This is a genomic window from Ralstonia sp. A12 (assembly GCF_000801955.1).
Classification (GTDB): Bacteria; Pseudomonadota; Gammaproteobacteria; order Burkholderiales; family Burkholderiaceae; genus Ralstonia.
Genome location: NZ_JSZO01000036.1, coordinates 79256 through 105254, shown reverse-complemented (window position 1 = coordinate 105254; position 25999 = coordinate 79256). Strand labels below are relative to the sequence as shown.

The following is a 25999-nucleotide window of genomic DNA, read 5'->3' as shown; positions in this document are numbered from 1 at the left end:
AAAGAAAGTAAGCAAAGAAAGGCCCGCCCGATGAGGCGACAGCCTCCTTGAATTTCTGTCGCAGGGAGGGAGAGGAGGCAAACTCGCCGCGCTCAGACAGCCTCCTCTCTTTTTCCTCCCTGCAACAGAAATTCAAGGCGCCGCATAGGGCATCAACCGCCAAACCGCCTGTGTACAGGTGTTGGCACCATGGCGAGTTCCGTTAGATCGTGAACGGGCTCTCACTGCACGACGGAAACTTCCGGCATCTTGAACTCGCCCTTGAGCACCGCTGGCTTGGGTTCGTAGGCGCGCGCAAACAGTTCGAATCGCGCACCGTTGGCCGGCGCCGGCAGCCAGTTCGCGCGCTTGTCACCGGCCGGCGGTTCCGCCTGAATCCAGATATCAAAACTGCCGTCCGCATTCGGCTTGAGCCCGGTGCGGCTGCCTACGTGATAGCGGTTGAGCGGGTTGGCTGACAGGAACTGCCCGTCCTTCTGCACGGCGTACAGCGCGACCGACCAGAACGCGTTCGACGGAATGCCGCCTGGCGGAAGGTGCAGGTGGTATTTCTGCGAGCCGGCCAACGGCTGGCCTGCCGCATCGCGGAAGGTGATCCAGTAGTTGGCTTCAAGCGGTGCGACACCGAGCATGCCCTTGCCTAAAGAGAGCGCAGCCGCGCGCAGCGTGTAGTCGCGCATACCGGTGGAGCCGAGCTTCGAGGCCGCCGGGTTGTACTCGATCCATCCCTGTGCAAGCCCCGCAGCGCGGTAGCCTGCAAGGAACTCGCCTTCGAGCTTCGGGTAGACCGCAGTCCACGCGGCCTTTGCGCTGTCGGGCAACGTTTCCCAACTGCACCCGGCACCGCAGATGCCAACTGCGCGGTAGCGTTCAACGAGAGCGTGATCCCGCTCGGGTGGCGGGTCCAACGCCATCATCTGGTTGACGACGTCGACAAAGCGCTTGGCATCGCCCGGCACAGGCTGAACTCGCGCCGCTGCGGACGTGGGTGCCTTGGCAGCCGGTGTGACGCGGAAGCCGTCCTGCACTGCGTTGGCGGCCACCTGATCCTTTGGTCCATCCACAAGCACACGCAGGTTCACGTACACGTCGTTCGTGGGCGATCGCACCAGCGTCGTGCCATGCGGAACCTGCCCATGCCAGCCAGGCCCCGCCAGCAGATAGCGCTGCGCCTGTGTGCCGGTGGCACGGTGCCCGGCATAGAAGAACGTGTTGGAGTAGAAATCGATCAGCGTGAGCACGGTGTAGCGCCCGTGCGTTTCCGGCGTGTCCACAAAGACCGGCCCGTTGGCCAGATCAACCCAGGCCGTGGAGTACAGCGCGTCGACAATCGGCGCATCGGCCCATTGATCGTCCGGCGTGGCAATCGCGCGCGAGTGCGCGAAGCGGTTCAACGTGGTGCTGGTTTTGGCATCGCGCGTCTGCAGCGCGGTCCAGCGGTATTCCGACAGCTTGTAGAGCGGATAGGCAAAGTGGAAAGCGTCGCGAATCTGCATTGCCTCATCCGTCGTCTGGCTGTACGCAGCCGGTGCGACCACAGCCAATACCGGCATCATCGCCAGCCCAAACGCTGCGCGCGCAATACGCGCCACGCCATTCAATGTGTGCATTCCGCCCTCGGATGTGAATGGCGCGGCCGTGCTGCGCAGGCCCACCGGTCGCTTAGCAGATACGGCAGCGTGTTCAGATCGGCGAACCCGGCAAGCCCGGGTAGTAGCTGCCGGCCGCCATGCCGCCATCGACAGCCAGCTCGCTGCCGTGGCAGTACGACGCCTCGTCGCTGGCGAGGAACAGCGTGGCGCGGGCGACTTCGTCCGGATCGCCCACGCGTTGCGCGGGCACGTTGCGGTAGCCCTTGTTGACCTCGTCCACCGGCGCGCCCGTCGGATTGGACATGACCGTATTCACGCCGCCGGGGTGGATCGAATTGACGCGCACACCATGGTGGCCCAGCTCCAGCGCAGCAGCCTTGGTCAGCCCGCGCACACCCCACTTGCTCGACACATAGGCGGCGAGCGCATTGACGCCGCGCAGCCCGTCGACCGACGAAATGTTGACGATGGAGCCTGCATGCTGCTGCTTCATGAACGGCGCCACCGCGCGGATGCCGAGGAACGTGCCGACCAGGTTGATAGCGACCACGCGCTCGAAATCGGCCTTGGACAATTCGGTGATGCTGCCGAACGCCAGTACTGCCGCGTTGTTTACCAGCACGTCGATACGGCCGAATTCCTCAACCGTTTCCGCCACCAGGCTGGCCCACGCGGATTCATCACTCACGTCCAGCCGGCGAAAACGCGCGGCGTCACCCAGCTCGCGTGCCAGCGCTTCGCCCTCGGCTTCCAGCACATCCGTAATCACGACGCGCGCGCCTTCCTGCACGAACAGGCGGCACGTCTGCGCGCCCATACCACGGGCGCCGCCCGTCACAATCGCAACCTTGTTGAGCAATCGACTCATGTTTCAACCCTCTGATCTCAATTCGTGAAGCGCCGCGCAATGGCAGGCACTTATCCCCAGTACGCCTGACCGCCATCGAGCGGAATCGTCGCGCCGGTCAGGTAACTTGCGTCGGCGCTGACGATCATTGCAACGGCGCGGCCGATGTCTTTCTCGCAATCCCCCACGCGGCGAAGCGGAATGGTCTTGAAAAACTCCGCAGCCTCCTCCGGTCGCGCGGCCACCCAGCCGGCCATGCCGGGCGACATGGCGTGCGGCGCAATGGCGTTGACGCGGATGCCGTCGACGCCCCATTCACATGCGGCAGCGCGGGTGAGCGAACGGATCGCTTCCTTGACCGCGGCGTAGTGGCCATAGCCCGAGGCATCCCAGCGCACGGCTGCGGATGACACGCAGTTCACCACCGCGCCGTCACCGCGCAGATGCGGATAACACGCGCGCATCATCCGCATCGTCGCCAGCGGGCCCGAATCGATGCCTTGCATGAATGCCTCGTCCGTCACGTCCAGCAGGCGGCCCAGCGGCACCACCTGCGCGTTGTTGATGAGGACGTTGATCGCGCCGAAATGCGCGGCGACCTGCTCAACGCATCGTTCGATGTCTTCTTTCACCATCACGTCAGCCACGAAGGGCCGGGCCTCACCACCACGGCGACGAATCTCTGCGCAGGTGTCGTCCAGCTTGCCCGCCGTACGGCCAACCACAGCAATGCGCGCGCCCTCGGCTGCCAGGGCATACGCAATGCCTTGCCCAACGCCCTGGCCCGCTCCGGTAATCAATGCAACCTTTCCCGTCAGCCGGGTCATGTCTGCCTCCTGTTCGCTGATCGCCACCAACCAGCGTGCTCGCTACGCTACGGCCTGCGCGCGCGCGGCGAATCGTCTTTACAGACTACGAAGCCGTGTTGTTGGGCAAGTCGCTCATAGATGCAGACGCGGCAGGCACGGGAGACAAAAAGGGGCGAGGAAGCGAAGCGAGATGGGTGCGAGCGATGCACCAGCTCCCGTCGGCCCGGGGGCTGTCACCGGAGCGTGTGACGGCAATGGACGACTCGCCCTGCTAGCTCCGGGTCCGCTGCAGGGCAAGCGCTGGCGGTAATATATGACCGCCCCGCCTACCCAATGGAAATACCAAGATGCAAGTGCTGGTTGACGCAGACGCCTGCCCGGCTGTCATCAAGGACATGCTATTTCGGGCCGCACGTCGCACCGAAGTGTGCGTGACGCTCATCGCGAACCAGCATTTGCGCACGCCGCCTTCGCCCTATATCAAGGCACTGCAAGTGCCGGCGGGCTTCGACGCCGCCGATGCCCGCATCGTCGAACTGGTCGAGGCCGGCGACTTGGTGATTACCGCGGACATACCGCTTGCCGCCGCGACGCTCGACAAGGGCGCGTATGCGCTCGACCCGCGTGGAAACTGGTTCAGCCGCGAGAATATCGAGGAACGCCTGACGATGCGTGCGGTGATGGACCAACTGCGAAGCACGGGCATCGACACAGGCGGGCCGGCGCCATACAGTCCACGCGACAGCAAGGCGTTCGCGGGACAGTTGGACCAGTTTCTCGCGCGCCATCGCGCGCTGCCCAGCGCAGCTGTTGGAGACCCGTCCCCATGAAACTCACCCCTGGCGAGCTCGAACGAATCAGCACCGTTACGCTGCAGCACTACAACGCGCATGCGGAAGATTTCCGGGAGGGCACGCGCGACCACGACGTCACGCAGAACATCGACGCGCTACTGCGTCATATCGCTGTCGAGCCGCCTTTTGCGATCCTCGATTTTGGTTGCGGGCCGGGACGAGATCTCAAGGCCTTTACCAAGCTGGGCCATCGCGCGGTCGGTCTCGATGGTGCAGAGCGCTTCGTCGCGATGGCGCGCGACGAAGCCGGCTGCGAGGTGTGGCAACAGGATTTTCACCACCTCGATTTGCCAGCCGCACGCTTTGACGGCGTTTTCGCCAACGCCTCCCTGTTCCATGTCCCAAGTCAGGATTTGGCGCGCGTGCTGCAGCAATTGCACGCGACGCTGAAGCCCGGCGGCGTGCTATTCAGCTCCAATCCGCGCGGAGCGAATCAGGAAGGCTGGAGCCACGGCCGCTACGGCGCTTTCCACGATCTCGAAACATGGCGCCAATACATGGCGGATGCGGGATTTCTCGAACTTGAGCACTACTACCGGCCGCCCGGCTTACCACGCGAGCAACAGCCTTGGCTCGCCAGCGTGTGGCGAAAGCCGGCCGTCTGAAGCGATCGGGCGACTAGGCCCAATGCGGCCAATTGTTGCCCGTCGGGCCATCCCATAGAACAGGCATTCGCGCGGTCGATGAGCGTCGACAACCGACGGCGTTCAGGCTGCTGCGGCCAGATGCATCGAGTTGCGCTAATCGCCACCCAGGATCTCGACCAGATCGTCGAGGGTGTTGCCCGGTTGAAACGCTTGGGGCACCAGCCACTTTTCAAGCTGGTCAGGGGCAACGGCCCAGGGTGCAGGAAGACGATGAAGCTGAAGATTCTTTCGGCGATAAAGCATAAAAAAGGCCCCGCACGCGCGGGGCCAATGCTTGAAGACACGACTTGAGCGAATCGGGCTCGACAGGCTGGCGCTACTGGACCAGGTAACCACCGTCGGCCGCGATATAGGCGCCGTTGACATAGCTGGCGCGCGACGAGCCCAGCCAGACGACAACGTCGGCCATTTCCTCCGGCTTGCCGAAGCGCTTGGCAGGAATGCCCTGGAGCATCGCGGCACGGGCCTGTTCGTGGTCCAGCACCGCCTTCGTCATGGGCGTTTCGATCATGCCCGGTGCGAGTGCATTGCAGCGGATGCCGCGTGCGCCGTACTCCGCGGCCACCACCTTGGTCAGGCCTACCACGCCGTGCTTGCTGGCCGTGTAGCCCGGCGTGCCCGGAAACGCGATCTGCCCTGCGATCGACGCAGTGTTGATGATCGCGCCGCCACCCGACTTGAGCAGCGCGGGAATTTCATAGCGCATGCAATAGAAGACGCCGGACAGGTTGACGGCAATGACCTTCTCCCACAGGTCGAGCGGATACTCGTCCGTGCCGGTCTGTGCCGCATCGGCAATGCCGGCGTTGTTGAACGCCACATCCAGCCGCCCGAATTTTTCCAGAGCGCGGGCCACCATGGCTTCGCACTCTTGCGCGCGGGACACATCGGTGCGCACGAAGACGGCCTCGCTGCCCACTTCGCGCAACTCGGCAGCAAAGGCCTCGCCCACCTCGGTGTTCACATCGGCCAGCACCAGCTTGGCGCCGTCACGTGCGAATGCATTGGCGGCAGCGCGGCCGATGCCGGTCGATGCGCCGGTAATGAGCACCACCTTGTCGCTGAATTCTTTCGTCATGATTTCCTCTTGGGCCTTGGCGTGGATACGTCAGATTGAAGATTAGGAGGCGGAAACCGAGCCGGCAACGTGCCGTCCCGCTTGCCGACCAAAGAAGGTGGAATCGGCCAGCGACAGGCCGGAGCTGTACCCGCCGCCCCAGCGCGGCAAGCCGCACGCGGTGCGCCCTGCGGCATATAGGCCGGGAACGGGCACGCGCTTCTCCGTCAGCACCTGGCCGGTGGGCAGCGTGTCCAGCCCGCCCAGCGTGAAGTGCGGATAGAACGCGTAGTCAATACGGCAATCGAGCGCGACAAACGGCGGTTCGATCAACGGCTGCAGCCATTTCGCGGCCTTGTTGAACAGCGGGTCTGCGCCTTCGCTGGCGTGCCGGTTGTAGAGCGCCACCGTGGCGCTGAGCGTGCCTGCCGGCAGGCCCAGGTCGTGCTCGACTTCCTCCCACGTTTCACCCGCGGCGGCAATGCCGATGCGCGTGAACTCTGCGGGTGGCTGGTAGGTCGCGTTGTCGAGCAGCAGGTAGATGCGGTCACCAAGCTGCTGCAGGATGTGGTGGCCAATCCGCCCGTGGTAGCAGTCTTCGTTGATGAAGCGCTGGCCGCGTTCGTTGACAAACACGCCCTTGATGAGCGACTCCGGCGCGTAAAACGGCAGGCTGGTGAAGGCCTGGTCCATATGGATCGCGGCGGCACCGACGCTCATGCCCATCAGGATGCCCGAGCCGTCATCGCCTGGGCTGCCGATCGGGTCGTTCGTGCGCATCAGGGTGGGGGCATGGCGCCGCACCATGTCGCGGTTCATCACGAACCCGCCGGCACAGAGCACAACACCCTTGCGCGCACGCACGTGGAGCACCCTGCCATCGATCCGGACGACCACACCGTGCACGGCATTGGCCTCATCGGCAATCACCGCCAGCACGCGGCTGTCGTAACGCACGTCCACACCCAGCTTGACCACGCGTGCGGCCAGTACATCCATCAGCATGCGCCCGCCGCCCCAGCCGGTAAATTGCGGTGTGTGCCCGCGCGGGCACGGCTTGGCGCTGGCGGAAAACGGCCAGGCTTCCTCACTGCCCGACCAGATCAGACAGTCGTCCGTCTCGGGCTCCATCATCCGCTCGGGCAGATAGGTGTTCTTGTAGACCAGCCCCTGCTCGACCAGCCAGTCGTGGTGGGCGCAGCTGCTGTCGGCATAAAGGCGGACCTTGGCCTCATCGGCATCGGGCCCGCCTGCCATCATCAGGTAGCGGTACAGGTCTTCAGTGTCATCAACAAAGCCGGCCTGCCGCTGGGCAGGTGTGCCGCCGCTGCCGCCCAGGTAGATTTCTCCGCCCGACAACGCGCTGGTACCGCCGCTGCCGGAAGCCACCTCAAACAGCGTGACGGCGGCGCCGGCCTGCGCGGCTTCGATGGCAGCGCAAGCGCCGGCTGCCCCAAAGCCAACCACGACGACATCCGTTTCGATGTCCCAACGTTCGACATCCGAAAGGCGGCATGGACGCGTGACAGAAAATTCGGCAGACATGGTGCGCACTCGCAAGCAAACAGAAGGTCGATCAATCCACGATGGCGGGGTGCGCCTGGGTGGGGCCACCCAGCATCTCGCGGTGCGACGGCGGCTGCTTGCCCTCGGCATCCTGGATGCCATACTCCTGGGCGATTTCCGCGCCAATCAGCACCTGCCCCGTCTTGTCCATGCGATGCGGATCGCGGTACAGCGCGTGAATGATCTTGCCGGTAAATTCCGGCGTCTCTGCCAGCGCGGCAAACTCAGCGTACTGATCAGGGGCGCGCGCCAACGAGCGCAGGCTGCGCTCGGTCTTGAGCATGCCCATCCAGATCGACACCGCCGCCACGTTGTGCGCGCGCAGGTCAACGGCCATGTCCTTGGCAAACTTGTCGACCCCCACCTTCTGCGCGCCGTAGGCCGGCCCGTGCATGTAACAGCTCGCCCCAAATGACGAGGTGAACGCGATCAGCCCGCTGCGCTGCTTGACCATCAACGGCGCGGCAAACCAGCTCGCCACGTAGGCCGAGCGCAGGCCGACATCGAGGATGTCGACCATGTCGAGCGGCTTCTGCCAGAACCCACCGCGCACGGTCAACTCGTCATGCAGGAAGGTGGCGTTGTTGACCAGGATGTCCAGCCTGCCGTGCTCGCGCGAAACGCGCTCAAACAACGTGCTGACATCGCGGTCATCGCGGTGGTCGCACGGCACGGCAATGCCCTTGCCACCCGCCTTGTCGATTTCCGCGGCGGTCGCCCAGATCGTGCCGGGCAGCGCGGCGTCGCCTTCATGTTGCGAGCGGCCGGTGACATACACGGTGGCGCCCGCAGCGCCCAGCGCCAGGGCAATGCCCTTGCCGGCGCCACGCGAGGCACCGGTGACGACTGCCACCAGTGGTTGATTGCTAAAAGCCACGACGTTTCCCTCGTTGGTTGATCTGGCCGTTCAGGCTTCAAACACGTGGTGCAGCGCGCTCGGCGCAATGCCGCCCGGGTTGAGCTCCACCACACGGCGCGCCACGCTGGTGGGCGTCACGGCTTCCGCATCCACATAGAACTGGTTGTACCAGTCGCGCATTTGATACATCGGGCCGTCTGCCTCGCACATGACCGGGTTGTCGATGCGGGTCTTGCTGCCCCAGATCTCTACGTCTTCATAGAAGGCCGCCCGGGCCTGCTCGATGTAGGCCTGCGCAATGGCCTGGCTTTGCGCTTCCGGAATGCCAGGAATGCGCTTGACCAGCACGCCGTAGCGCAGCTCAAAGCTGTTCTGGTCGATCGGCACGTGGCAGTTCAGCAGGATCGACTCGATGGGCTGGCCATTCGCGCTGCCGGTCATCTGCGTGATGTGATAGGCCGGCCCGAAATAGGTGGACAACGCGGTGAGCCGGTCGTCGCCCGACAACCGCTTGCTACACCCGATCATCAACTGCGTGGCCTTGTGCCCTTCGAACAGGTTGGCGAAGTAGTCCACCTTGGTGCCGTGCACGGTGTCGAAGTGCGCCGCATCCGAGATGTTGTCGACCAGCTCGCGGCAGTTGGTGTTGATCACCATCTTGTCGATCGCCCAGTCATGCCACTCGCTGGAGTAGCACGCGTCAATGCGTGGAATGGCAACTTCGGGCGTCGGCGCCTTGCCTTGGGGGTCATGCCAGACAAACAGCAGATGGTTCTGCTCGCAGGTGGTCCAGCTGCCGATGCGGGCCTTGGGCGGCACGCGCTTGCAGTAGGGGATCTCCTTGCACACCCCATCACCACCCCACTTCCAACCGTGGAACGGGCAAACCAGTTCGTCGCCTTGCACGGTGCCCGTGCTGAGGTCTGCGCCCATGTGCGGGCAGAACGAATCGACGATGCGGATCTGGCCTGTGGAATCGGCAAAGGCAGCCAGGCGGCGGCCGAAAATATTGAGCGTGTGCGGCTTGCCATCGCGATAGTCAGCCGCCAGGCCCAGACAGTGCCAACCGCGCGCAAAACGGTCGCCGAGCGGTTTGACCTCGATCCTATAGCCTGCTGTGGACATGTTGTCTCCTGAGTCCTAAGTGTTGGCGCTATGCCGCCTTTTTCTTGGAAGCCAATCTAGGCAGCCCACACCGACCTTACTTGTGCTGTGCCCCGCATTCATCGTCCCGTTGGACTAGGGGCATTCCCGATCTACGTGAGCGTGCAGCGGACCCCGCCCGGCGCATCCAGCAAGCCCACGCAGCGGTTGCAATGAGTGCAGCCACTGGCGTGTTGTGCGTTCTCGCGCAGCCGGTGGACGAAGCCCGGGTCGTGCAGCAGTGGCCGGCCCAGCGCCACGGCATCGAAGCCTTCTTCGTCCAGCACACGCTGCACATCATTGCCGCTACTGACACCGCCCAGGTAGATCAGCGGCACGTCTACAGCCTGCCGCACGCGGCGGGCTTGCTCCAGGAAGTACAGCGGCGCAAACGGAAGTGAAGGGAACAACCTGGGGCCGGCCAGGCGGAAGAAGCACCGGAAGATCGCGCTGCGTTCATTGCGGATCATTTCGGGCAATGGGCTCTCGCCGCGGAAGAGAAACATGGGCGAACGGCTGACAAAGCCACCGCTCAGCTCGATGGCGTTGATACCGCCGGCAGCCAGCATCCGGCAAGCCTCGATGCTGTTGTTGACGCAGACGCCCCCGGGCAGTCCGTCCTCGATATTGAGCTTGGCGATGAGCGGCATGTCATCACCCACGGCTGCACGCACTGCATTCAGCACCCGCAACGGCAAGCGCATGCGATTGAACAGGTTGCCGCCATAGGCATCGGTGCGCCGGTTGGTTGCGGGGCTGATGAACTGGCTCAGCAGGTAGCCATGCCCCATGTGAAGTTCCAGCGCATCAAAACCGGCGAACTTGAGCCGCACTGCTGCGGCCGCGTACTGCGCCACCACCGCGTCAAGATCGCGTGGCCGCATCGCCCCGGCAATCGGCTCACCCGCCAGCACCCCGTAATCGTTGAGCGTGACGGAGGGCCCGCGCGAGCGTTGCCCGAGCGGGCGCTTGAGGCGCGAGAACGCCCCAGCGTGAGCCAACTGCGCCGATACCAACCCGCCAGCGTCATGCACGGCACCGGCCAGCCGCCGCAGGCCGGGCATGACCGCCTCGTCTACGCAGATCTGGTCTTCAAACGTGCGGGCGCCGGGCGCCACGGCGCAGTACGCCACCGTCGTCAGCGCGGTGCCGCCCTGAGCGATGCCGGCATGGAACGCTGCCAATGCCTCACCCGGCACGCCGCCACGCGTGCGCCCCTCGAAGGTCGCCGCCTTGACGAAGCGATTGGGCAGCGTCAGGCCAGCAAGTTGCCACGCGGTAAACGCCCGGGCACTCATGCCACTTCCGATTTGAGCTTTCCAGCCTTGGGTTCCGGGCTGATGTTGCCCTGCAAATTGCCGCCCGCTGGCGATGCAGACGCGCGGGCAGCGCGTGCGTGCTCCTCCTGCTCCACTCCAAGCCAAGCCGCCAGCGCCGGCAGCAGCAGCGCCGCGCCAAACAGGTTCACCAGGAACATGAACGCCAGCAGGATGCCCATGTCCGCCTGGAACTTAAGCGCGGCAAACGCCCAGGTGCCCACGCCAATGCACATCGTCACAGCGGTGAACAGTGCAGCCGTTCCACGCTGGCGCATGGCCTCCGCAAAGGCTTGCGGCAGCGTCTGATCCGTTTCGCGCAGTTGATGCTGAAGACGCTCGTACAGGTAGATGCCGTAGTCCACGCCCACCCCCACACCCAGCGTGATGACCGGCAACGTCGAAACCTTCAGGCCGATGCCAAGACGCGCCATCAATGCATTGCACAGGATCGATACCAGCGTCAGCGGCACGATGATGCACAACACCGCACGCCACGAGCGGAAGGTCACCAGGCACAGCAGCGTGATGGCGCCGAAGATGGCCAGCAGCATCGTCACCTCGGCCTCTTCCACAGCCTCGTTGGTGGCGGCCATGACGCCCACGTTGCCCCCGGCCAGGCGGAAGGCCACGTTCGGCGTCTGGTCTGCGGCGGTGAACGCCTTGATCTCCTTGACGATGTGCGCGATGGTCGCGCCCTCGTGGTTGGCGGTATAGATCAGCACCTGGATCGCCTGGCAGTTCGAGGTGTTCATGCCGTTGTCCGGGTCGAACGCCTTGGCACCCTGGCTCAGGCCGTCGCTGCTGCGCGGCAGGGCCTCCCAGCGCGGGTTGCCCTCGTTGAAGGCCCCGATCACCACCTTGCCGAGCGACGCCACACTCACCACCGATTGCACGCCGGCCACGCCGCGCATGTGCATCTCGAAGCGTTCGACCGCGCTCATCACCGGGTAGTGCAGGCAGCCGTCGTCAAAGCCCGTGGGCTCGACCATCACCGTCAGCGCATCCACGCCGATGTTGTACTGGCGCACGATGGCTTCGCTGTCCTGGTTGTAGCGGGACGTGGCACGCAGCTCGGGGGCGCCGTTGCCGATGTCCCCCACCTTGAGCGCACGCGATTGCACCGCGCCGACCACCAACAACGCCAGCGAAACAACAAACACGCCGATCGCCGGACCACGCCGCGCCAGACGCCCGAACCCGGACCACATCGACGTGCCGGCCGCCCCACGCTCGGCCTGGCGCTTGCCCGCTTCAATCACCCTCGGTTCAAGCTGCGTGTAGGAAAGCAGGATCGGCAGGAAGATCTTGTTGGTCACGATCATCAGCAGCACGCCCAGGCACGCGGTGATGCCAAGCTCGCGCACGATGTCGATCTTGATCTGCATGATGACCATGAAGCCCAGGGCATTGGTCAGCAGCGCCACCGTGCCGGGCACGAACAGCTTGCTGAATGCCGTGCGTGCGCTTTCCACCGAGTCATGCCCGCGCACCACCTCCTGGCGCCAGGCGTTGGTCATCTGCACAGCGTGCGACACGCCGATCGAGAAGATCAGGAACGGCACCAGGATCGACATCGGATCAATGCCGTACCCCAGCAGCGGCAACAGGCCGAGCAGCCAGCCCACCGGCAGCATGGCCACCAGCAGCGCCAGCAGGGTCGTCTTGCCCGAGCGCGTGTAGAAGTACAGCATCAGCGTAGTGATCAGGAACGCCACCGCGAAGAAGATCAGCACGCTGGTGATGCCTTCTTCCACGTCGCCCACCAGTTTGGCAAAGCCGACGATGTTGACCTCGACGTCCTGACCGGAGTACTTGGCGCGGATGTTCTCCAGCTCGTGCGCCACGCGCGAATAGTCGATGGCCTTGCCGGTAGCGGGGTCCACCTCGCTCAGCTCCGCGCGGATCAGGGCGGACTTCAGATCGTTGCTGACCAGCCGGCCGATCTGGCCCGAGCGGGCCACGTTGCTGCGTACCTGGTCCAGCTCTTCCGGCGTGCCGGAGAACCGGCCCGGCAGCACCACATCGCCCCGGAAGCCGTCCTCCGTCACCTCGGTGTAGCGCACGTTGGGCGTGAACAGCGAGTACACGCGCGGGCGCTCCACGCCCTGGATGAAGAACACGTCATCGGTAGCGTGCCGCAGCTTGTCCATGAAGGTGCGGTTGTAGATGTCGCCTTCACCCTTCCAGCGCAGGCTGACCAGTACGGTGTTGGCCCCCGAGAAGGCGCTGGCGTACTTGGTGAAGATCTGCATGTAGGGGTGCTGCAGCGGGACCATCTTGTTGAAGCCCGGGTCGAGCTTCAGGCGCGTGGCAGACAGGCCCATCGCCACGGTCATGGCCAGACACAGCGCCAGCAGCAGCCGGCGGCGCTGGATCAGCAGGTGCGCGCAGAAGGCGACCAGTCGGCCAATGCGGGAGGGGTTCACGGTGGAGCGGATCATGGCGTGCTCGCTTGCAATGAATCAGGGAATGTCAGCGGCGGATGCCGCCGCTTGAGCCGGTTGGGAGTGCGAACGTGCCGATACCGCCGTCGCCCCCGATGACGAGGTTCGCCTTGCCCGCGTCGGCCACCGCCGTGAGCGAGCGTGAACCCGCAACCTGCGGCTTGAAGGTGCGGCCATCGTCCGCCGACACGGCCAGCATGCCGCCCTGCCCCACCAGCGCGATGCGACCATCCGGCAGTTGCTTGCCACCGAAGAAGGACGTCTTGACCTGGGCATCCACAGCCTGCCAGGTCGCGCCAAAGTCTTCACAGCGCAGAACGTTGCCCAGCATGCCGTAGGCCAGCCATGCACCGTCGTGCAGTGCCAGCACGCCATACAGCGAGCCCTTGTACGGCACCTGCATCGTTTCCCAGTTGGCGCCGCCGTCTGCGGAACGCAGCACGAGGCCGGACTCACCCACCAGCATCAGATGTCCCTTGGTATCGCCTGTCATACCGTTGAGGTGCCGGTCGCGCATGGCGGGTGTTGCTGCGTCTTGCCAACTAGCACCCTGATCCTTTGACGCCAGAAAGCGCCCGAAGCTGCCGAAGGCAAACCACGCGCCGCCCGGCTGCAGCCACACGCCCAGCAAGGGGTCTGACTGCTTGTCGTCGAACGCGGCCTGCTGCCAATGCGCGCCGCCATCTTCGGTGCGCAGGATCCAGCCGCTGTGGCCCACGGCCACGCCCTTCTTGTCATCGGCAAAAGCGAGCTGGGTGAGCGTTGCGCCCTGGTCATTGCTGACGGCGGCGGTGCGCCAGGTGGCGCCTTGGTCGTCGCTGAGCAGGATCTTGCCGCGCTCGCCCACGGCCACCAGACGCTTGCCCGCATGGGCGAGCCCGTTGATCTGCAGTTGATCCGGCCGCAGCGTGGTGGCCGCAAACGCCGGTAGGGGCCGGGGCGAGAATGCCCAGGCGGCCGTTGCCAGCACGGTTGCCGACATAGCCACGCCAATCCATTGCTTCATCGTTGTCTCCTCCTAGCGGTGCTGTGCAGGACAACCGGGGCGGCCTCTGACGGGCGCGTGTGCCTCCGGTGTCCGGCCGTGTGCGTTGTTAAGGCAGCACGTCAAACAGCGCGGCAGCGCCCATCCCGCCGCCAATGCACATGGTCACCACGGCGTGTGCAACGCCACGCCGGCGGCCCTCGATCAGCGCGTGCATGCTCATGCGCGCGCCCGACATACCGAACGGATGGCCGATGGCGATTGCGCCGCCATTGACGTTGAGACGGTCGTCCGGAATCCCGAGCTTGTCGCGGCAATACAGCACCTGGCACGCGAAGGCTTCGTTCAGCTCCCACAGGCCAATGTCGTTCACCGTCATGCCGTGGCGTGCCAGCAGCTTGGGCACGGCAAACACCGGCCCGATGCCCATTTCGTCCGGCGCGCAGCCGGCCACAGCCATGCCGCGATAGCGCCCGAGCGGACGCAACCCGCGGCGCTTGGCCCCGTCGGCGCTCATCAGCAGCACGGCGGCCGCGCCATCCGACAGTTGCGAGGCGTTGCCCGCGGTGATGTGTTCGCCTTGCGCGATCACGCGGCCGCCGCTCCAGACCGGCTTGAGCCCAGCCAGGCTTTCAGCGGTGGTGTCCGCGCGGTTGCATTCGTCGCGCGTCAGGCGCACGAGCTCGGTGCCGGTCTGCGCGCCGGTCTTGTCGAACAGTGCGCGCGTGGTTTCGAGCGACACGATTTCGTCGTCGAAGCGGCCGTCGCGCTGCGCTTCGGCAGTGCGTTGCTGGCTGCGCAGGGCGTAGGCGTCCTGCTGGGCACGCGTGATGCCGTAGCGCTGCGCCACGACTTCCGCCGTCTCGATCATTGCCATGTAGGCGGCCGGCTGGCGCGCCAGCACGGCTTCGGACTGCGCGCGATAGGCGTTCTTGTGCTTGTTCTGCGTGAGCGAGATCGACTCCACGCCGCCCGCCACGATGATGTCGGCCTCGCCGCACTGGATGCTCTTGGCGGCCGTGGCGATAGTCATCAGGCCCGACGAGCACATGCGGTCCATCGTCATGCCCGGCACGCTGTCGGGCAGCCCGGCAGCGGTGGCGCACAGGCGCCCCAGGTTGTAGCCCTGCGTGCCCTGCTGCGCGGCGGCGCCGATGAGCACGTCATCCACTTCAGCCGGGTCGATGCCCGCGCGCTCCACCACCGTGCGGACCACGTGCCCGCCCAGTACCGGCGCCTCGGTATCGTTGAATGCGCCACGGAATGCCTTGCCGATGGGCGTGCGCGCCACAGCGACGATGACGGCTTCTTTCATGCTTGTCCTCGAAAGTTCGGATTCAGAAGTAGTAACGACTGATGGTGTCGGCCACGCAACCAGGCTTGTCCTGCCCCTCGACCTCGACGGTCATGCGCACCACGGCCTGCACGCCACCTTGTAGTGGCTCGGCCTTCACCAGCTCGCCCACGCCGCGCAGGCGCGAACCGACGCGCACCGGCGCAGGAAACCGCACCTTGTCGCAGCCGTAGTTCACGCCCATCTTCATGTTGTCCACGGTCAGGATTTCGGGCAGGAATTGATTGACCAGCGCCAGCGTCAGATAGCCGTGCGCGATGCAGGCACCGAACGGGCCGTTGGCCGCACGCTCAGGGTCCACATGCAGCCACTGGTGGTCGCCCGTGGCATCGGCAAAGCCGTTGATCTGCGCCTGCGTGACTTCCGTCCAGGCGCTTTCACCAAGCCGCTGCCCGACTGCGTCCAGGATTGCCTGCGCCGAATCAAACACCCTTGCCATGCCTGTCTCCTTACTGCCCCGTGCGCTATGCCTGCTGGCTGCTCACCGGAAGCACTTCACCTGTCATGTACGAGGCGTAGTCGCTGGCCAGGAACACCATCACATTGGCCACTTCCCACACCTCCGCGGCACGCCCAAACGCTTCACGCGCGGCCAGTTGTTCCAGCAACTCCGCCGGTGCCGATTTCTTCAGGAAATCGTGCAAGGCGATGCTGGGTGCCACTGCGTTGATGCGCACGCCAAACTCCGCGGCCTCCATCGCACTGCAGCGGGTCAGCGCCATCACGCCGGCCTTGGCCGCTGCGTAGTGCGCCTGCTCCTTCTGCGCCCGCCAACCCAGCACCGAGGCGTTGTTGACAATGGCGCCACGCCCGCGTGCCTGCATGTGCGGCAACATCGCCCGCGTCATCCGGAACGTGCCCGTGAGGGTAATGTCGAGCACCCGGAGCCATTCGGCATCGTCCATCTCGACTATGCGGCGCGACCCGCCCAGGCCCGCGTTGTTGATCAGGACATCCGTGCCGCCCAGCGCTTCCTCTGCCGCGGCAACCAGTGCCTGCACCTGCTCTTCGTTGGAGACGTCGCACAGTTGGCCGTAGATGGCTTCCAGCCCGGTCTCGGCACGCAGCTTGGCGACGGCCTCTTCCAGGCGCCGGGGGTGGATGTCGGAGATCATCAGCGCGCGTGCGCCTTCCTCGGCACACCGGCGCGCCGCCGCAAAGCCGATGCCGACGCCCGCTGCGGCCGTGATCAGTACGCTGCGCCCCTTCAGCAGGCCGTGACCCTGGACATAGGCGGGCGCCGCGCGCATGCCCTGGACTGCGGCGCCGTTGGAAAGCGCGGTGTCGGAAATGGTGTTCATGTTTGTCCCCGTGCTTCGCGCGGCATACCGAGGCCGCGCTCCGCAATGATGTTGAGCTGGATTTCGTTGGTGCCGGCGTAGATGGTGTCGGCACGAGAGAACAGCGCCATGCCTTGCAGGCGGGTGCGGCGCGTGTCGGTTTCGTCGATGAGGTTGGCGGCGGGGCCGAGCACGTCGAGTGCAAGCTGCCCCAGGTCGCGATGCCAGTTGGACCAGTAGTACTTGTAGATCAGTGCTTCGCGCTGTAATGCGCCGCTGTCTGCGCCCTGCGCACCGGCCAGCATGCGCAGCGCGTTGTAGCGCATGACCCGCAGGCCAGCCCACGCACGCGCAATCCGTTGGCGCAACGTCGGCGCATTCCAGGCGCCGTTCTCGCGTGCGGCGTCCACGATCCAGCCGAGTTCATGCGCAAACTGCATCTGCTGGCCGAGCGTGGAGATGCCGCGCTCAAAGCCCAGCAGGGCCATCGCAATACGCCAGCCCTCACCGGGTGCGCCAACAACGTCCGCCGCCTTGGCGCGCGCGCCGTCGAAGAACACCTCGTTGAACTCCGCGCCACCGCCCATCTGGCGGATCGGCCGGATTTCGACGCCCGGCTGGTCCAGCGGCATGAGCAGGAAGATCAGCCCGCGGTTGCCCTGTGAGCCGGCCTCACTGCGCGCCAGCACGAAGATCCATTCCGATTCATGCGCGAGCGAGGTCCAGACCTTCTGGCCCGTCACGATCCAGTCGCCAGTAGCAGGATCGCGTTCGGCGCGCGTGCGCACGTTAGCTAGGTCAGAGCCGGCGCCAGGTTCCGAATAGCCCTGGCACCAAAGCTCGGTGCCGTTGCGGATGCCGGGCAGGAAGCGCGCCTTCTGATCTTCTGTGCCGTAGGCGATCAGCGTGGGGCCGATCAGACCTTCGCCGATGTGGCCCATGCGGCCGGGGCCGCCGGCGCGCGCATATTCCTCCTGGAACGCCACCTGATCCATCACCGACAGATTGCGTCCGCCGTACGCCTCGGGCCAGCCCACGCAGGTCCAGCCGCCTTCGGCCAGCTTGCGTTCCCACGCCTTGCGCAGTTCGGGAAACGCTTCTTCGTCACCCGGTCCGCCGCGGTGTTTCAGACAGGCAAATTCACCTGTCAGGTGTTCCGCCATCCACGCGGCCACGGATGCGCGCAGCGCGGCTTCGTTCGTTTCCGGGGCGCAGCAATCCACTGAAGTCATGCTCGTTCTCTACCGTTGATGCGCGTGTTAGTGCGCTGATGCGTGCTGCGCGTCTGCGACCAGCGCTTCGGCAATGCAATCGAGTGCTGCCGCCGTGCCGCCCAGCCAACTCGCAGCGGCCTGTGCGCGCTTGAAATACAGCTGCGGGTCGTATTCCCAGGTAAAGCCGACGCCGCCGTGCAGCTGGATCGCCTCTTGTGTGCAGAAGGCGAAGGCCTCGTCGGCGGCAAGACGTGCGGCGGCAATGTCCAGACGCGCTGCGTTCATGGCAGCTTCGTCGCCCGCAGCAACGGCGGCTTGCCACGCGTGCGCGGCGCCGTGAATGGCAGAGCGCGCGGCTTCGGTCATCACCATCATCTGTGCGCAGCGATGTTTGACCGCCTGGAAGGAGGCGATCGCCCGGCCGAACTGGATACGCTCCGCCGCGTACGCCACCGTCAGATCCAGACACTGCTGCGCCCCGCCCAACTGCTCGGCTGCCAGCATCAGGGCGCCGTGCCACAAAGCCGCGCCAATGCCGCATGCCACCTCGGGGCCGCGCGCCAGGCACCCACCTGCGTCGACCGGCAGTGCATCGAACACGACCGAGGCAATCGCACGGGTGCGGTCCAGCGTGTCGAGCGGCTGTACGGAAACATGCGGGCTGTCGGCCAGTGCCGCTGTATCCAGCAGAAACAGCGCCAACCCACCCGCGCCGTCATGAAGGCGTGCAGGCACCAGCAGCCAATCAGCGCCCACCGCATCAAAGACCTGATCGACGCGGCCGTGCAGCACAAAGCCGCCTTCACCGGCTTCGGCCCACACCGGTAGCGCTTCCGGCGAGAGCCGCCCTGCTGCATCCGGTGCAGTCCAGGCAGGCAGCACCAGCGCGGCACGCGTGGTGCCCAGCGCCAGCGGTTCCAGCCGGGCTTGTGCCTGTGCCTGCGACAGACTCCACTGCAGAGCCGGAGTGGCCAGACACACGCTCGACCAATACGGCACGCACGCGAGGCGCCGGCCCATCTGTTCCATCAGCAACACCAGCTCAGGGGCGCCCAGCCCTGCGCCGCCTGCCTCTTCTGGCAGTGCGATGCCACACCAACCGAGTTCGGCCACCTCACCCCAGAGTTCGGGGTCGTGCCGCGCGGACAGTGCTTCGGCATCCACCACCCGACGCACCGCGGCAGAATCGCTGCGCGCGTCGAGAAACTCTCGCGCGGTGTCGCGAATCATTTCCTGCTCGAGCGAAAGCGAAAGTTCCATCGTCGTGCTCGCTTCAGGTGCCGTAGACCTTCTGTGCCGGCTGGGCCTGGGCCAACAAGGCACCGACCGCCGCGCCCAGCTCGTGCGGTTCCCAGCGCGCGCCCTTGTCTTGCTCCGGGCCCGTGCGCCAGCCGTCTGCAATGGAGATCTTGCCGCCGGCCGCCTCGAACATCTGACCGGTCACGTGGCGCGATTCCGCGCTGCCCAGCCACACCACCAGCGGTGCGACGTTGGCGGGGTCGAAGGCGTCAAAGCCGTCTTCGGGCGCCTTCATCATTTCGCCGAACACGCCTTCGGTCATGCCGGTGCGTGCGGCCGGCGCCAGCGCATTGGCGGTAATGCCGTAGCGCGCCAGCTCGGCAGCCTGCACCAGCGTGAGGCTCGCAATGCCGCCCTTGGCCGCCGCGTAGTTGGACTGCCCGACCGAGCCCTGCAGCCCCGCGCCAGAGCTGGTGTTGATGATGCGCGCGTCCACGGCGGCACCCGCCTTGGATGCATCGCGCCAACGCTTAGCGAGCAGGTTGGCCAGGCAGAAGTGGCCGCGCAGGTGCACGCGCATCACCTCGTCCCAGTCCTCTTCCGACAGGCTGACGAACATGCGGTCACGGCAGATGCCGGCGTTGTTCACCAGCACGTGCACGTCACCAAACGCCGCCACGGCGGCATCGATGATGCGCTGTGACGTGGCCAGCTTGGTGATGTCGTCGTCGTTGGCAATGGCCTTGCCGCCGGCTGCGCGAATGGCTTCGCTCACCGCCTCAGCGGCTTCACGCCGAATATCATTGACCACCACGTTGGCGCCTTCGGCACCGAAGGCCAGTGCATACGCACGCCCCAGGCCGCCGCCTGCACCGGTGATGATGACGGTCCGTCCGTCGCAGATTCCCATTGCTTGCTCCTTGTTTTGCGCGACCGCCTTACAGGCGCTCGATGATCGTCACGTTGGCGACACCGCCGCCTTCGCACATGGTCTGCAGCCCGTAGCGGCCGCCGGTGCGCTCCAGCTCGTGCAGCAGCGTGGTCATCAGCCGCGCGCCGGTGGCGCCCAGCGGATGGCCCAGCGCGATGGCGCCACCGTTCGGGTTGGTCTTCTCTGCGGAATAGCCGGTCTCGGCCAGCCAGGCCATGACCACCGAGGCGAAGGCTTCGTTGATTTCCACCGCATCGATGTCATTCAGGCTCAAGCCGCTGCGTTCCAGCGCGCGCTTGGTGGCGGGAATGGGTGCGGTCAGCATCCAGACTGGGTCGTCGCCCATCACGCTCATGTGCACGATGCGGGCGCGCGGCGTGAGCTTGTAGCGCTTGAGGGCGTCTTCGGACACCACCAGCAGCGCAGCAGCAGCGTCGGCGGTCTGGCTCGACACGGCGGCGGTCAGCTTGCCGCCCGGCATCAGCGGCTCCAGCGTGGCCATCTTGGCCAGGGTGGTATCCGGACGCGGCGTCTCGTCTCGCGAGACACCCTGGAACGGCACGATCTCGCGCTTGAAGCGGCCTTCTTCGATGGCCACCACGGCGCGGCGGTGACTCTCCAGCGCGAAGGCTTCCATGGCCTCGCGCGACAGGTTCCAGTGGTCGGCAATCCTCTGCGCTGCGTGGAACTGCGACACCGGCGCATCGCCAAAACGCGCGCGCCAGCCCTCGCTGCCCGAGAACGGATCAGTGAAGCCCAGCGCCTGACCGGCCAGCATGGCCGACGAGATCGGGATCTGCGTCATGGTCTGCACGCCGCCGGCAATCACCACGTCCTGGTTGCCGCTCATCACGGCTTGCGCAGCGAAGTGCACAGCCTGCTGCGACGAACCGCACTGGCGGTCCACCGTCACGCCGGGCACTTGCAGCGGCAGCCCGGCAGCCAGCCAGGAACTGCGGCCGATATTGCCGGCCAGCGGCCCGATGGTGTCGCAGCAGCCGAACACCACGTCGTCGTAGTCCTCAGCCGGAATGGCATTGCGCGCGACCAGCTCCTTCAGCACGAAGGCACCCAGATCAGCACCGTGCACGTGCGACAGTCCGCCCTTGCGGCGCCCGACGGGCGTGCGCAACGCGTCGACGATATAGGCTTCTCTCATTTCGATTTCCCTCTCTGAATGCTCAAGCGGCGGCTTGGGTCGACGTTGCTGCGTCGCCGTCGAAGCGCGCCTCGCGGCGTTCCACGAACGCGTCGCGCGCTTCGGTGGAATCGGCGGTCATGTAGGCCTGCAGGGTGAAACCCTGCTCCCAGCGGTATTTGTCTTCGAGGTTGCCGTCTTCCACGCCGTTGAGCGCTTCCTTGGCCAGGCGCACCATGGCGGGGCTCTTCGCGGCGATCTTGCGGGCAATCCCGAGCGCGGTGTCGCGCAGTTCGGCGCGCGTCACGACCTTCTCCACGGCGCCCAGGCGATAGGCTTCGGCCGCGTCGATCGGATCACCGGTGAAGTACATGGTCCGCACCTTCTGCACGCCAAACATGCGCTGCAGGTGTGCGCCGCCGCCCATGGCGCCACGGTCGATCTCGGGCACGCCAAAGGTGGCGCATTCCGACGCGACGATGACGTCGGCCGCACCGCAGATACCGATACCTCCGCCCAGCACGAAGCCGTGCACGGCAGCGATGACCGGCACCGGATTGCGGTGCACCGCGCGGAACGTTTCGTAGTTGCCTGCATTCACGTCAACGATGCGCTGCGGATACGCGGCCAGTTCTTTGATGTCCACGCCCGCGCAGAAACCGCGCCCTTCGCCACGCAGCACGATCACGCGAACTTCGGGGTCTTGTCCGAGCTGCTCGATGGCCTTGGCCAGCGCATGCCAACCGGCGCTGTTCAGCGCGTTGACGGGTGGGTGGTCGATCACCAGTTCGGCCACGCCGTCCTGCAAGTCGATCTTGAAAGGCGCCGCACCGGATGCGCGTGCGCTTTTGGCTTGTTGTGTCGTCATGGAAACGGGCTCGTTAGAGAGTGGCGGCGGTGGCGGCCGGTGTGGTTTGCACCGATTGCGCCGTTGCGTGCAATGCGTCGAGGCGTGCCTGCGCCTGGGCGGCAATGCGCGTGATGATCTGTTCGCAGGAGTCGAGCGCGCCGATGGCCGCTGCGGCCTGCCCGCTGGGCAGCACGCCTTCGTCCGGATGGCCCTCCACCATCGCGCGCTGGATCAGCACCGGGGCGTTGGCGGCCATCATGGCCTGCGCGGCGCTGTAGTCGTGCTGGCGCATCGCGCGCCAGCCGGTTGCCAGCATCTGCGAGGTACGCATGCCGGTGCGCTGGCGCCATTTATAGGCCGCGGCCAGTGCCAGCCATGTGCGGCGCAGCGGCCCGGCGGCTTCCAGCTCCAGCAGCAGCGGGTTGTCGATCATGCGTTGCGGCAGGCCGTCGATGGCGAGCGACACGCGGATCTTGCCGGCGTCCTTGACGGCCACGTAGCGCTGCAGCGTGCTGGCCGGCACGGGCGAATCGCTCGACATCAGGAAGCGCGTGCCCATGGCGATGCCGGCCGCGCCGTAAGCGAGCGCGGCCGCCAGGCCACGCCCATCGAAGAAGCCGCCCGCCGCCACCACGGGCACGCGCACGGAATCCAGCACTTGCGGCAGCAGCAGCGTGGTCGGGGTGCCGCCGGTATGGCCGCCGCCTTCGCCGCCCTGCACGGTCACCACATCGGCGCCCAGTTCGACCGCCTTGGCGGCATGCTTGGCCGCACCCACGGTGGGCATACAGACGATGCCGGCTGCTTTGAGGCGTCCGATCATGCGGGCGTCTGGCCCACGGCCGTAGCTGACGGCACGCAGGCGGTGGCGGATCGCCATCTCGACCACCTCGTCGGCGTTCGGCTGGAACATATGGAAGTTGATGCCGAACGGTTGCCCGCTCAGCGCCTTAACGGCCAGGATCTCGCGCTCGACCTCGCCGGGCAGCAGCGTGGCACCGGCCAGGAAACCGAAACCGCCGGCATTGCCGGTGGCGGCCACCAGGCGCGCATCGGCCACCCAGCCCATCGCGGTCTGGACGATCGGGTAACGGCAACCGAGCAGATCGCACAGCACGGTGTGCAGGCCTGAATTGCTCACTGCGGCGCTCATGCTGCACACTCCTTGCCTTCACCACCGTCTCCACCGTTGCGCTGCGAAGCCGCCATGGCGCGAGCGTCATAGCCGCCGAGGCGGTCGCCGCTGGTCAACTCGTTATGCGCGTGGGCGAAGTGGTGCCAGGCAAAGGCAGCATCCATGGCCGCGCGCTTGCCCTGCAACTCTTCAACATGGTTGATGGCCTGCTTGGTCAGGGTCAGGCCCAGGCGCGGCATGGTGGCAACCTTCTGCGCCAGCGCCAGCGTGGTGCTCTCCAGCGCATCGCGTGTGGTCACGCGATTGACCATGCCCATCTGGTAGGCGCGCGCGGCGTCCATGCGGTCGCCCGTGAAGAGGAATTCCTTGGCGATGCGCGGGTTCAGTTCATACGCGTGGGCGAAATACTCCACGCCCGGAATGCCCATGCGCACCACGGGGTCCGAGAAGAACGCATCGTCCGAGGCAACGATCAGGTCGCACACCCACGCCAGCATCAGCCCGCCGGCAATGCACGCGCCGTGCACCATGGCGATGGTCGGCTTGGGCAGATCGCGCCAGCGGCGGCACATGCCCAGGTAGACCTCCTGTTCACGCGCGTAGAGCAGTTCCCCGCCCGGTTTGTTGACGTGGTCGTACCAGAGCGAGGCGCGCTCGAACGTTTCGTCGATGTCGCGGCCCGGCGTGCCGATGTCGTGGCCAGCTGAGAAGTGCTTGCCCGCGCCGCGCAGGATGATGGCCTTGACGGCATCGTCAGACGATGCGCGCCGGAAGGCTTCATCCAGCGCGTACGTCATCTTGGAGTTCTGCGCGTTGTGGTACTGCGGCCGGTTCATCGTGACCGTGGCCACACCGTCAGCGACTTGATACAGCACCTCGGCGTTCGGGCCGAGTGCTTCGGGGGTGATGGCTTCTGTTGACATGGTGTGTTCTCGTCGTGGCTGCCGGTGCGGTGGCGTGATGCGCGCGTATGGGACGTTATGCGGCGGCCGTGGCCTCTTGCACTGCAGCGCGGCGGCCGGGCGGGTTGTCGCGCACGATGGCGGCGCGCTGGTTGTGCGGATCGAGCTTGGCGATCACAGCCAGTTCTTCCGCGCTCGGCGCCGGCGTTTCCGGCAGCGCTTCATCCGCCGCGTTGGCCAGTGCGAAACCGGTGGCCGCGCGCACCTCTTCCAGGCTCACGCCTGGGTGCAGCGAACGCACGCGGATGGCGTGGTCGGGTCCGGTGAAGTCCATCACGCACAGGTTGGTCACGATGACCCGCAGGTCCGCGAAGCTGCGCATGCCTTCGATATGGCGCGCCGGGTTGTAGCCCACGCTGCAGACCATATCGACTTCGTCCTTCACGAACGTGCGTGCGCTGTGCGCGGGCACGAAGAACGAGTTGGCGTGGTTGATGCTGTTGCCGGGAAAGCCGCGCGCGCCCAGCAATTGCTTTTTCGGCTGCGTCTGCGTGCCGCCCAGGCGGGAGATATTGGCCTGGCCGAAGCGGTCGATCTGCGTGGGCATGACCATGGCATGGCGACGGCCGCCCCACAGGCAGTCAAACACGCGCGAGTAGCCCATCCAGCCGCTGGCGCGCACCTTGAAGCCCGGCTCTCGCCGGCCCAGCGGCACGGGTTGCTCCACCAGGTAGGCTTCGCCGTCGGTCATCAGCAGGCCCGGGTTGTGCAGCAGGCGCGACACGCCTGCGGCAAGGCGCGGGCCGGTGCCGATGCCGGTGGCCAGGACCTCGCCGTCGTCATTCCAGACACGGGCGGCGGCCGCGATCATCAGTTCGGCAAGAGTGAATTCTTGATTGACGCTCACAGTGGCTCCTGAATTCGGTGTCAAACGGACGGTGTCAAAGAACGGGCAGCGGCAGGCCCAGCACGTGGCCGGTGCCGCCGATCTTGGCGAGGTAATCGGCTTCGCTCTGCCCGATCACGTCGTGGCGGTAGGTGGCGAAGCCCGCCGCCTCATCCGCGCTGGCGCAGTAGGTTTTCAGGTGCGGCACGTCAAAGCCGTATTGCGGCCCGCACGAGGTCGGATGTGCACCAGCCGGTGCATGCACCACACCGGTCACCAGCGAGCGCTCGAACGGGTTGTTGCGCGCACGCGTGAGGTCTTCTTCCTCCAGCGACGGGCTCAGCGTTTCGCAGCTGACGTAGCACTGCTTCGCGGCCCGCGCGAACCATTCGTCAAAGAACGGATCGGGACCATCAATGCGCGTGTTGCCCCGCGCGTCGCTTTCGTTCACGTGCAGCAGCGCAACGTCCAACGCAATGGCCGGCATGGCCAGCAGCACCTCACCATCGTCATACGGCGAGCGGATCGTCTTGAGCTGCGGGTTGTGCGTGAGCAGATCGGTGCCCAGGCCAACGCGCGTCGGCAGGAACGGCAGGCGAGCGGCCGCGGCGCGCAGGCCGAGTTGCAGCATCCCCTCGTCGACTTCCCACACGTCGATCGAACCGCTCTCGCGGGCGTTGCGGAAATGCGGCTCCAGCGGAATCACGTCGAGCGACACGAAGCCGTAGATCACCTTGCGCACCTTGGCCGCCGCGCACAGCATGCCGACGTCCGGACCGCCGTAGGACACGATCGTCAGGTCCTTCAACGGCGAGCGCAGGATTTCGCGCACCAGTGCCATCGGCTTGCGGCGCGGGCCCCAGCCACCAATACCGATCGTCATGCCATCGGTCAGCCGCGCCACAACGTCGGCGGGGCTCATGCTTTTGTCGAGTGTCTTGATCATGG

25 protein-coding genes are annotated in these 25999 nt (G+C 65.8%); 3 read left to right on the top strand and 22 right to left on the bottom strand.

The features are described from left to right. Positions 1 to 221: 221 nt before the first annotated feature. The 3 genes from PI87_RS26185 to PI87_RS26175 all read right to left on the bottom strand — a co-directional run bounded on the left by PI87_RS26185 (position 222) and on the right by PI87_RS26175 (position 3266). Positions 222 to 1610 (bottom strand): DUF1254 domain-containing protein, encoded by a 1389-nt coding sequence (locus PI87_RS26185; RefSeq protein ID WP_039600664.1) that lies wholly within the window; start codon positions 1608 to 1610, stop codon positions 222 to 224. 73 nt (positions 1611 to 1683) lie between these two features. After that, on the bottom strand, positions 1684 to 2460 hold the full coding sequence (locus PI87_RS26180) for a glucose 1-dehydrogenase (protein ID WP_039600663.1): 777 nt from the start codon (positions 2458 to 2460) through the stop codon (positions 1684 to 1686). A gap of 50 nt (positions 2461 to 2510) precedes the next feature. Beyond that, positions 2511 to 3266 (bottom strand): SDR family NAD(P)-dependent oxidoreductase, encoded by a 756-nt coding sequence (locus tag PI87_RS26175; RefSeq protein WP_039600662.1) that lies wholly within the window; start codon positions 3264 to 3266, stop codon positions 2511 to 2513. Between the two features lie 329 nt (positions 3267 to 3595). Here PI87_RS26175 and PI87_RS26170 point away from each other — a divergent pair, with 329 nt between their 5' ends. From PI87_RS26170 to PI87_RS29505, 3 genes are all read left to right on the top strand, one after another. Further along, a complete protein-coding gene (locus tag PI87_RS26170) occupies positions 3596 to 4078 on the top strand; it encodes a YaiI/YqxD family protein (protein ID WP_039600661.1) in 483 nt (160 codons plus the stop codon). Next, the gene (locus PI87_RS26165) at positions 4075 to 4707 is read left to right on the top strand and encodes a class I SAM-dependent methyltransferase (protein ID WP_039600660.1); all 633 of its coding nucleotides are present in this window, start codon (positions 4075 to 4077) and stop codon (positions 4705 to 4707) included. The genes PI87_RS26170 and PI87_RS26165 overlap by 4 nt, the downstream gene beginning before the upstream one ends. A 78-nt stretch (positions 4708 to 4785) precedes the next feature. Further along, complete coding sequence (locus PI87_RS29505; protein WP_198139631.1) at positions 4786 to 5040, top strand: hypothetical protein; 255 nt, start codon at positions 4786 to 4788, stop codon at positions 5038 to 5040. Positions 5041 to 5065: 25 nt separating this feature from the next. Here the strand turns inward: PI87_RS29505 and PI87_RS26155 are convergent, their stop codons facing one another. The 19 genes from PI87_RS26155 to PI87_RS26065 all read right to left on the bottom strand — a co-directional run bounded on the left by PI87_RS26155 (position 5066) and on the right by PI87_RS26065 (position 25997). Beyond that, a complete protein-coding gene (locus PI87_RS26155; RefSeq protein ID WP_039600658.1) occupies positions 5066 to 5827 on the bottom strand; it encodes an SDR family NAD(P)-dependent oxidoreductase in 762 nt (253 codons plus the stop codon). A 42-nt stretch (positions 5828 to 5869) separates the two neighbouring features. Next, on the bottom strand, positions 5870 to 7351 hold the full coding sequence (locus tag PI87_RS26150; protein WP_039600657.1) for an FAD-dependent oxidoreductase: 1482 nt from the start codon (positions 7349 to 7351) through the stop codon (positions 5870 to 5872). A gap of 31 nt (positions 7352 to 7382) precedes the next feature. Further along, positions 7383 to 8249, bottom strand: a complete 867-nt coding sequence (locus PI87_RS26145) for an SDR family NAD(P)-dependent oxidoreductase (RefSeq protein ID WP_039600656.1) — start codon at positions 8247 to 8249, stop codon at positions 7383 to 7385. A 30-nt stretch (positions 8250 to 8279) separates the two neighbouring features. Next, the gene (locus PI87_RS26140; protein WP_039600655.1) at positions 8280 to 9356 is read right to left on the bottom strand and encodes a Rieske 2Fe-2S domain-containing protein; all 1077 of its coding nucleotides are present in this window, start codon (positions 9354 to 9356) and stop codon (positions 8280 to 8282) included. 131 nt (positions 9357 to 9487) lie between these two features. Then, positions 9488 to 10672 carry an NADH:flavin oxidoreductase gene (locus PI87_RS26135; RefSeq protein WP_039600654.1) on the bottom strand — a complete coding sequence of 395 codons (1185 nt, stop codon included), beginning with the start codon at positions 10670 to 10672 and terminating at the stop codon, positions 9488 to 9490. Then, the gene (locus PI87_RS26130) at positions 10669 to 13134 is read right to left on the bottom strand and encodes an efflux RND transporter permease subunit (protein ID WP_039600653.1); all 2466 of its coding nucleotides are present in this window, start codon (positions 13132 to 13134) and stop codon (positions 10669 to 10671) included. Before PI87_RS26130 ends, PI87_RS26135 begins: the two co-directional genes overlap by 4 nt. 31 nt (positions 13135 to 13165) lie before the next feature. After that, positions 13166 to 14143, bottom strand: a complete 978-nt coding sequence (locus PI87_RS26125; protein WP_039600652.1) for a WD40/YVTN/BNR-like repeat-containing protein — start codon at positions 14141 to 14143, stop codon at positions 13166 to 13168. An 88-nt stretch (positions 14144 to 14231) separates the two neighbouring features. Beyond that, positions 14232 to 15437 (bottom strand): acetyl-CoA C-acyltransferase, encoded by a 1206-nt coding sequence (locus tag PI87_RS26120; RefSeq protein WP_039600651.1) that lies wholly within the window; start codon positions 15435 to 15437, stop codon positions 14232 to 14234. Between the two features lie 22 nt (positions 15438 to 15459). Beyond that, positions 15460 to 15915: a MaoC family dehydratase gene (locus PI87_RS26115; RefSeq protein ID WP_039600650.1), complete on the bottom strand. Its 456-nt coding sequence runs from the start codon at positions 15913 to 15915 to the stop codon at positions 15460 to 15462. 25 nt (positions 15916 to 15940) lie between these two features. Then, positions 15941 to 16726 (bottom strand): SDR family oxidoreductase, encoded by a 786-nt coding sequence (locus PI87_RS26110; protein ID WP_039600677.1) that lies wholly within the window; start codon positions 16724 to 16726, stop codon positions 15941 to 15943. A 47-nt stretch (positions 16727 to 16773) separates the two neighbouring features. After that, positions 16774 to 17988 carry an acyl-CoA dehydrogenase family protein gene (locus PI87_RS26105; RefSeq protein ID WP_039600649.1) on the bottom strand — a complete coding sequence of 405 codons (1215 nt, stop codon included), beginning with the start codon at positions 17986 to 17988 and terminating at the stop codon, positions 16774 to 16776. A gap of 27 nt (positions 17989 to 18015) precedes the next feature. Continuing rightward, positions 18016 to 19230, bottom strand: coding sequence for an acyl-CoA dehydrogenase family protein (locus tag PI87_RS26100; protein ID WP_039600648.1), 1215 nt, complete (start codon positions 19228 to 19230; stop codon positions 18016 to 18018). A gap of 13 nt (positions 19231 to 19243) precedes the next feature. Then, positions 19244 to 20119 (bottom strand): SDR family oxidoreductase, encoded by an 876-nt coding sequence (locus tag PI87_RS26095; RefSeq protein ID WP_039600647.1) that lies wholly within the window; start codon positions 20117 to 20119, stop codon positions 19244 to 19246. Between the two features lie 28 nt (positions 20120 to 20147). Then, positions 20148 to 21299 carry an acetyl-CoA C-acetyltransferase gene (locus PI87_RS26090; RefSeq protein WP_039600646.1) on the bottom strand — a complete coding sequence of 384 codons (1152 nt, stop codon included), beginning with the start codon at positions 21297 to 21299 and terminating at the stop codon, positions 20148 to 20150. 22 nt (positions 21300 to 21321) lie between these two features. Continuing rightward, positions 21322 to 22146 (bottom strand): enoyl-CoA hydratase family protein, encoded by an 825-nt coding sequence (locus tag PI87_RS26085; protein WP_039600645.1) that lies wholly within the window; start codon positions 22144 to 22146, stop codon positions 21322 to 21324. Positions 22147 to 22159: 13 nt separating this feature from the next. Further along, entirely contained in the window at positions 22160 to 23281 is a 1122-nt protein-coding gene (locus tag PI87_RS26080; protein WP_039600644.1) for an NAD(P)H-dependent flavin oxidoreductase, read from the bottom strand. Continuing rightward, positions 23278 to 24186: an enoyl-CoA hydratase gene (locus PI87_RS26075; RefSeq protein ID WP_039600643.1), complete on the bottom strand. Its 909-nt coding sequence runs from the start codon at positions 24184 to 24186 to the stop codon at positions 23278 to 23280. The genes PI87_RS26080 and PI87_RS26075 overlap by 4 nt, the downstream gene beginning before the upstream one ends. A 55-nt stretch (positions 24187 to 24241) precedes the next feature. Continuing rightward, complete coding sequence (locus PI87_RS26070; RefSeq protein ID WP_039600642.1) at positions 24242 to 25072, bottom strand: CoA-transferase subunit beta; 831 nt, start codon at positions 25070 to 25072, stop codon at positions 24242 to 24244. A 34-nt stretch (positions 25073 to 25106) separates the two neighbouring features. Then, positions 25107 to 25997, bottom strand: coding sequence for a CoA transferase subunit A (locus tag PI87_RS26065; protein ID WP_039600641.1), 891 nt, complete (start codon positions 25995 to 25997; stop codon positions 25107 to 25109). Positions 25998 to 25999: the final 2 nt, after the last annotated feature.

Coding starts and splice junctions, on each gene's coding strand:
- PI87_RS26165 (WP_039600660.1), top strand. CDS start 4,075: ATGAAACTCACCCCTGGCGAGCTCGAACGAATCAGCACCGTTACGCTG.
- PI87_RS26140 (WP_039600655.1), bottom strand. CDS start 9,356: ATGTCCACAGCAGGCTATAGGATCGAGGTCAAACCGCTCGGCGACCGT.
- PI87_RS26090 (WP_039600646.1), bottom strand. CDS start 21,299: ATGAGAGAAGCCTATATCGTCGACGCGTTGCGCACGCCCGTCGGGCGC.
- PI87_RS26100 (WP_039600648.1), bottom strand. CDS start 19,230: ATGGAACTTTCGCTTTCGCTCGAGCAGGAAATGATTCGCGACACCGCG.
- PI87_RS26110 (WP_039600677.1), bottom strand. CDS start 16,726: ATGCGCGCGGCGCCCGCCTATGTCCAGGGTCACGGCCTGCTGAAGGGG.
- PI87_RS26125 (WP_039600652.1), bottom strand. CDS start 14,143: ATGAAGCAATGGATTGGCGTGGCTATGTCGGCAACCGTGCTGGCAACG.
- PI87_RS26105 (WP_039600649.1), bottom strand. CDS start 17,988: ATGACTTCAGTGGATTGCTGCGCCCCGGAAACGAACGAAGCCGCGCTG.
- PI87_RS26150 (WP_039600657.1), bottom strand. CDS start 7,351: ATGTCTGCCGAATTTTCTGTCACGCGTCCATGCCGCCTTTCGGATGTC.
- PI87_RS26120 (WP_039600651.1), bottom strand. CDS start 15,437: ATGAAAGAAGCCGTCATCGTCGCTGTGGCGCGCACGCCCATCGGCAAG.
- PI87_RS26115 (WP_039600650.1), bottom strand. CDS start 15,915: ATGGCAAGGGTGTTTGATTCGGCGCAGGCAATCCTGGACGCAGTCGGG.
- PI87_RS26170 (WP_039600661.1), top strand. CDS start 3,596: ATGCAAGTGCTGGTTGACGCAGACGCCTGCCCGGCTGTCATCAAGGAC.
- PI87_RS26065 (WP_039600641.1), bottom strand. CDS start 25,997: ATGATCAAGACACTCGACAAAAGCATGAGCCCCGCCGACGTTGTGGCG.
- PI87_RS26155 (WP_039600658.1), bottom strand. CDS start 5,827: ATGACGAAAGAATTCAGCGACAAGGTGGTGCTCATTACCGGCGCATCG.
- PI87_RS26095 (WP_039600647.1), bottom strand. CDS start 20,119: ATGGGAATCTGCGACGGACGGACCGTCATCATCACCGGTGCAGGCGGC.
- PI87_RS26080 (WP_039600644.1), bottom strand. CDS start 23,281: ATGAGCGCCGCAGTGAGCAATTCAGGCCTGCACACCGTGCTGTGCGAT.
- PI87_RS26135 (WP_039600654.1), bottom strand. CDS start 10,672: ATGAGTGCCCGGGCGTTTACCGCGTGGCAACTTGCTGGCCTGACGCTG.
- PI87_RS29505 (WP_198139631.1), top strand. CDS start 4,786: ATGAGCGTCGACAACCGACGGCGTTCAGGCTGCTGCGGCCAGATGCAT.
- PI87_RS26175 (WP_039600662.1), bottom strand. CDS start 3,266: ATGACCCGGCTGACGGGAAAGGTTGCATTGATTACCGGAGCGGGCCAG.
- PI87_RS26180 (WP_039600663.1), bottom strand. CDS start 2,460: ATGAGTCGATTGCTCAACAAGGTTGCGATTGTGACGGGCGGCGCCCGT.
- PI87_RS26085 (WP_039600645.1), bottom strand. CDS start 22,146: ATGACGACACAACAAGCCAAAAGCGCACGCGCATCCGGTGCGGCGCCT.
- PI87_RS26130 (WP_039600653.1), bottom strand. CDS start 13,134: ATGATCCGCTCCACCGTGAACCCCTCCCGCATTGGCCGACTGGTCGCC.
- PI87_RS26075 (WP_039600643.1), bottom strand. CDS start 24,186: ATGTCAACAGAAGCCATCACCCCCGAAGCACTCGGCCCGAACGCCGAG.
- PI87_RS26185 (WP_039600664.1), bottom strand. CDS start 1,610: ATGCACACATTGAATGGCGTGGCGCGTATTGCGCGCGCAGCGTTTGGG.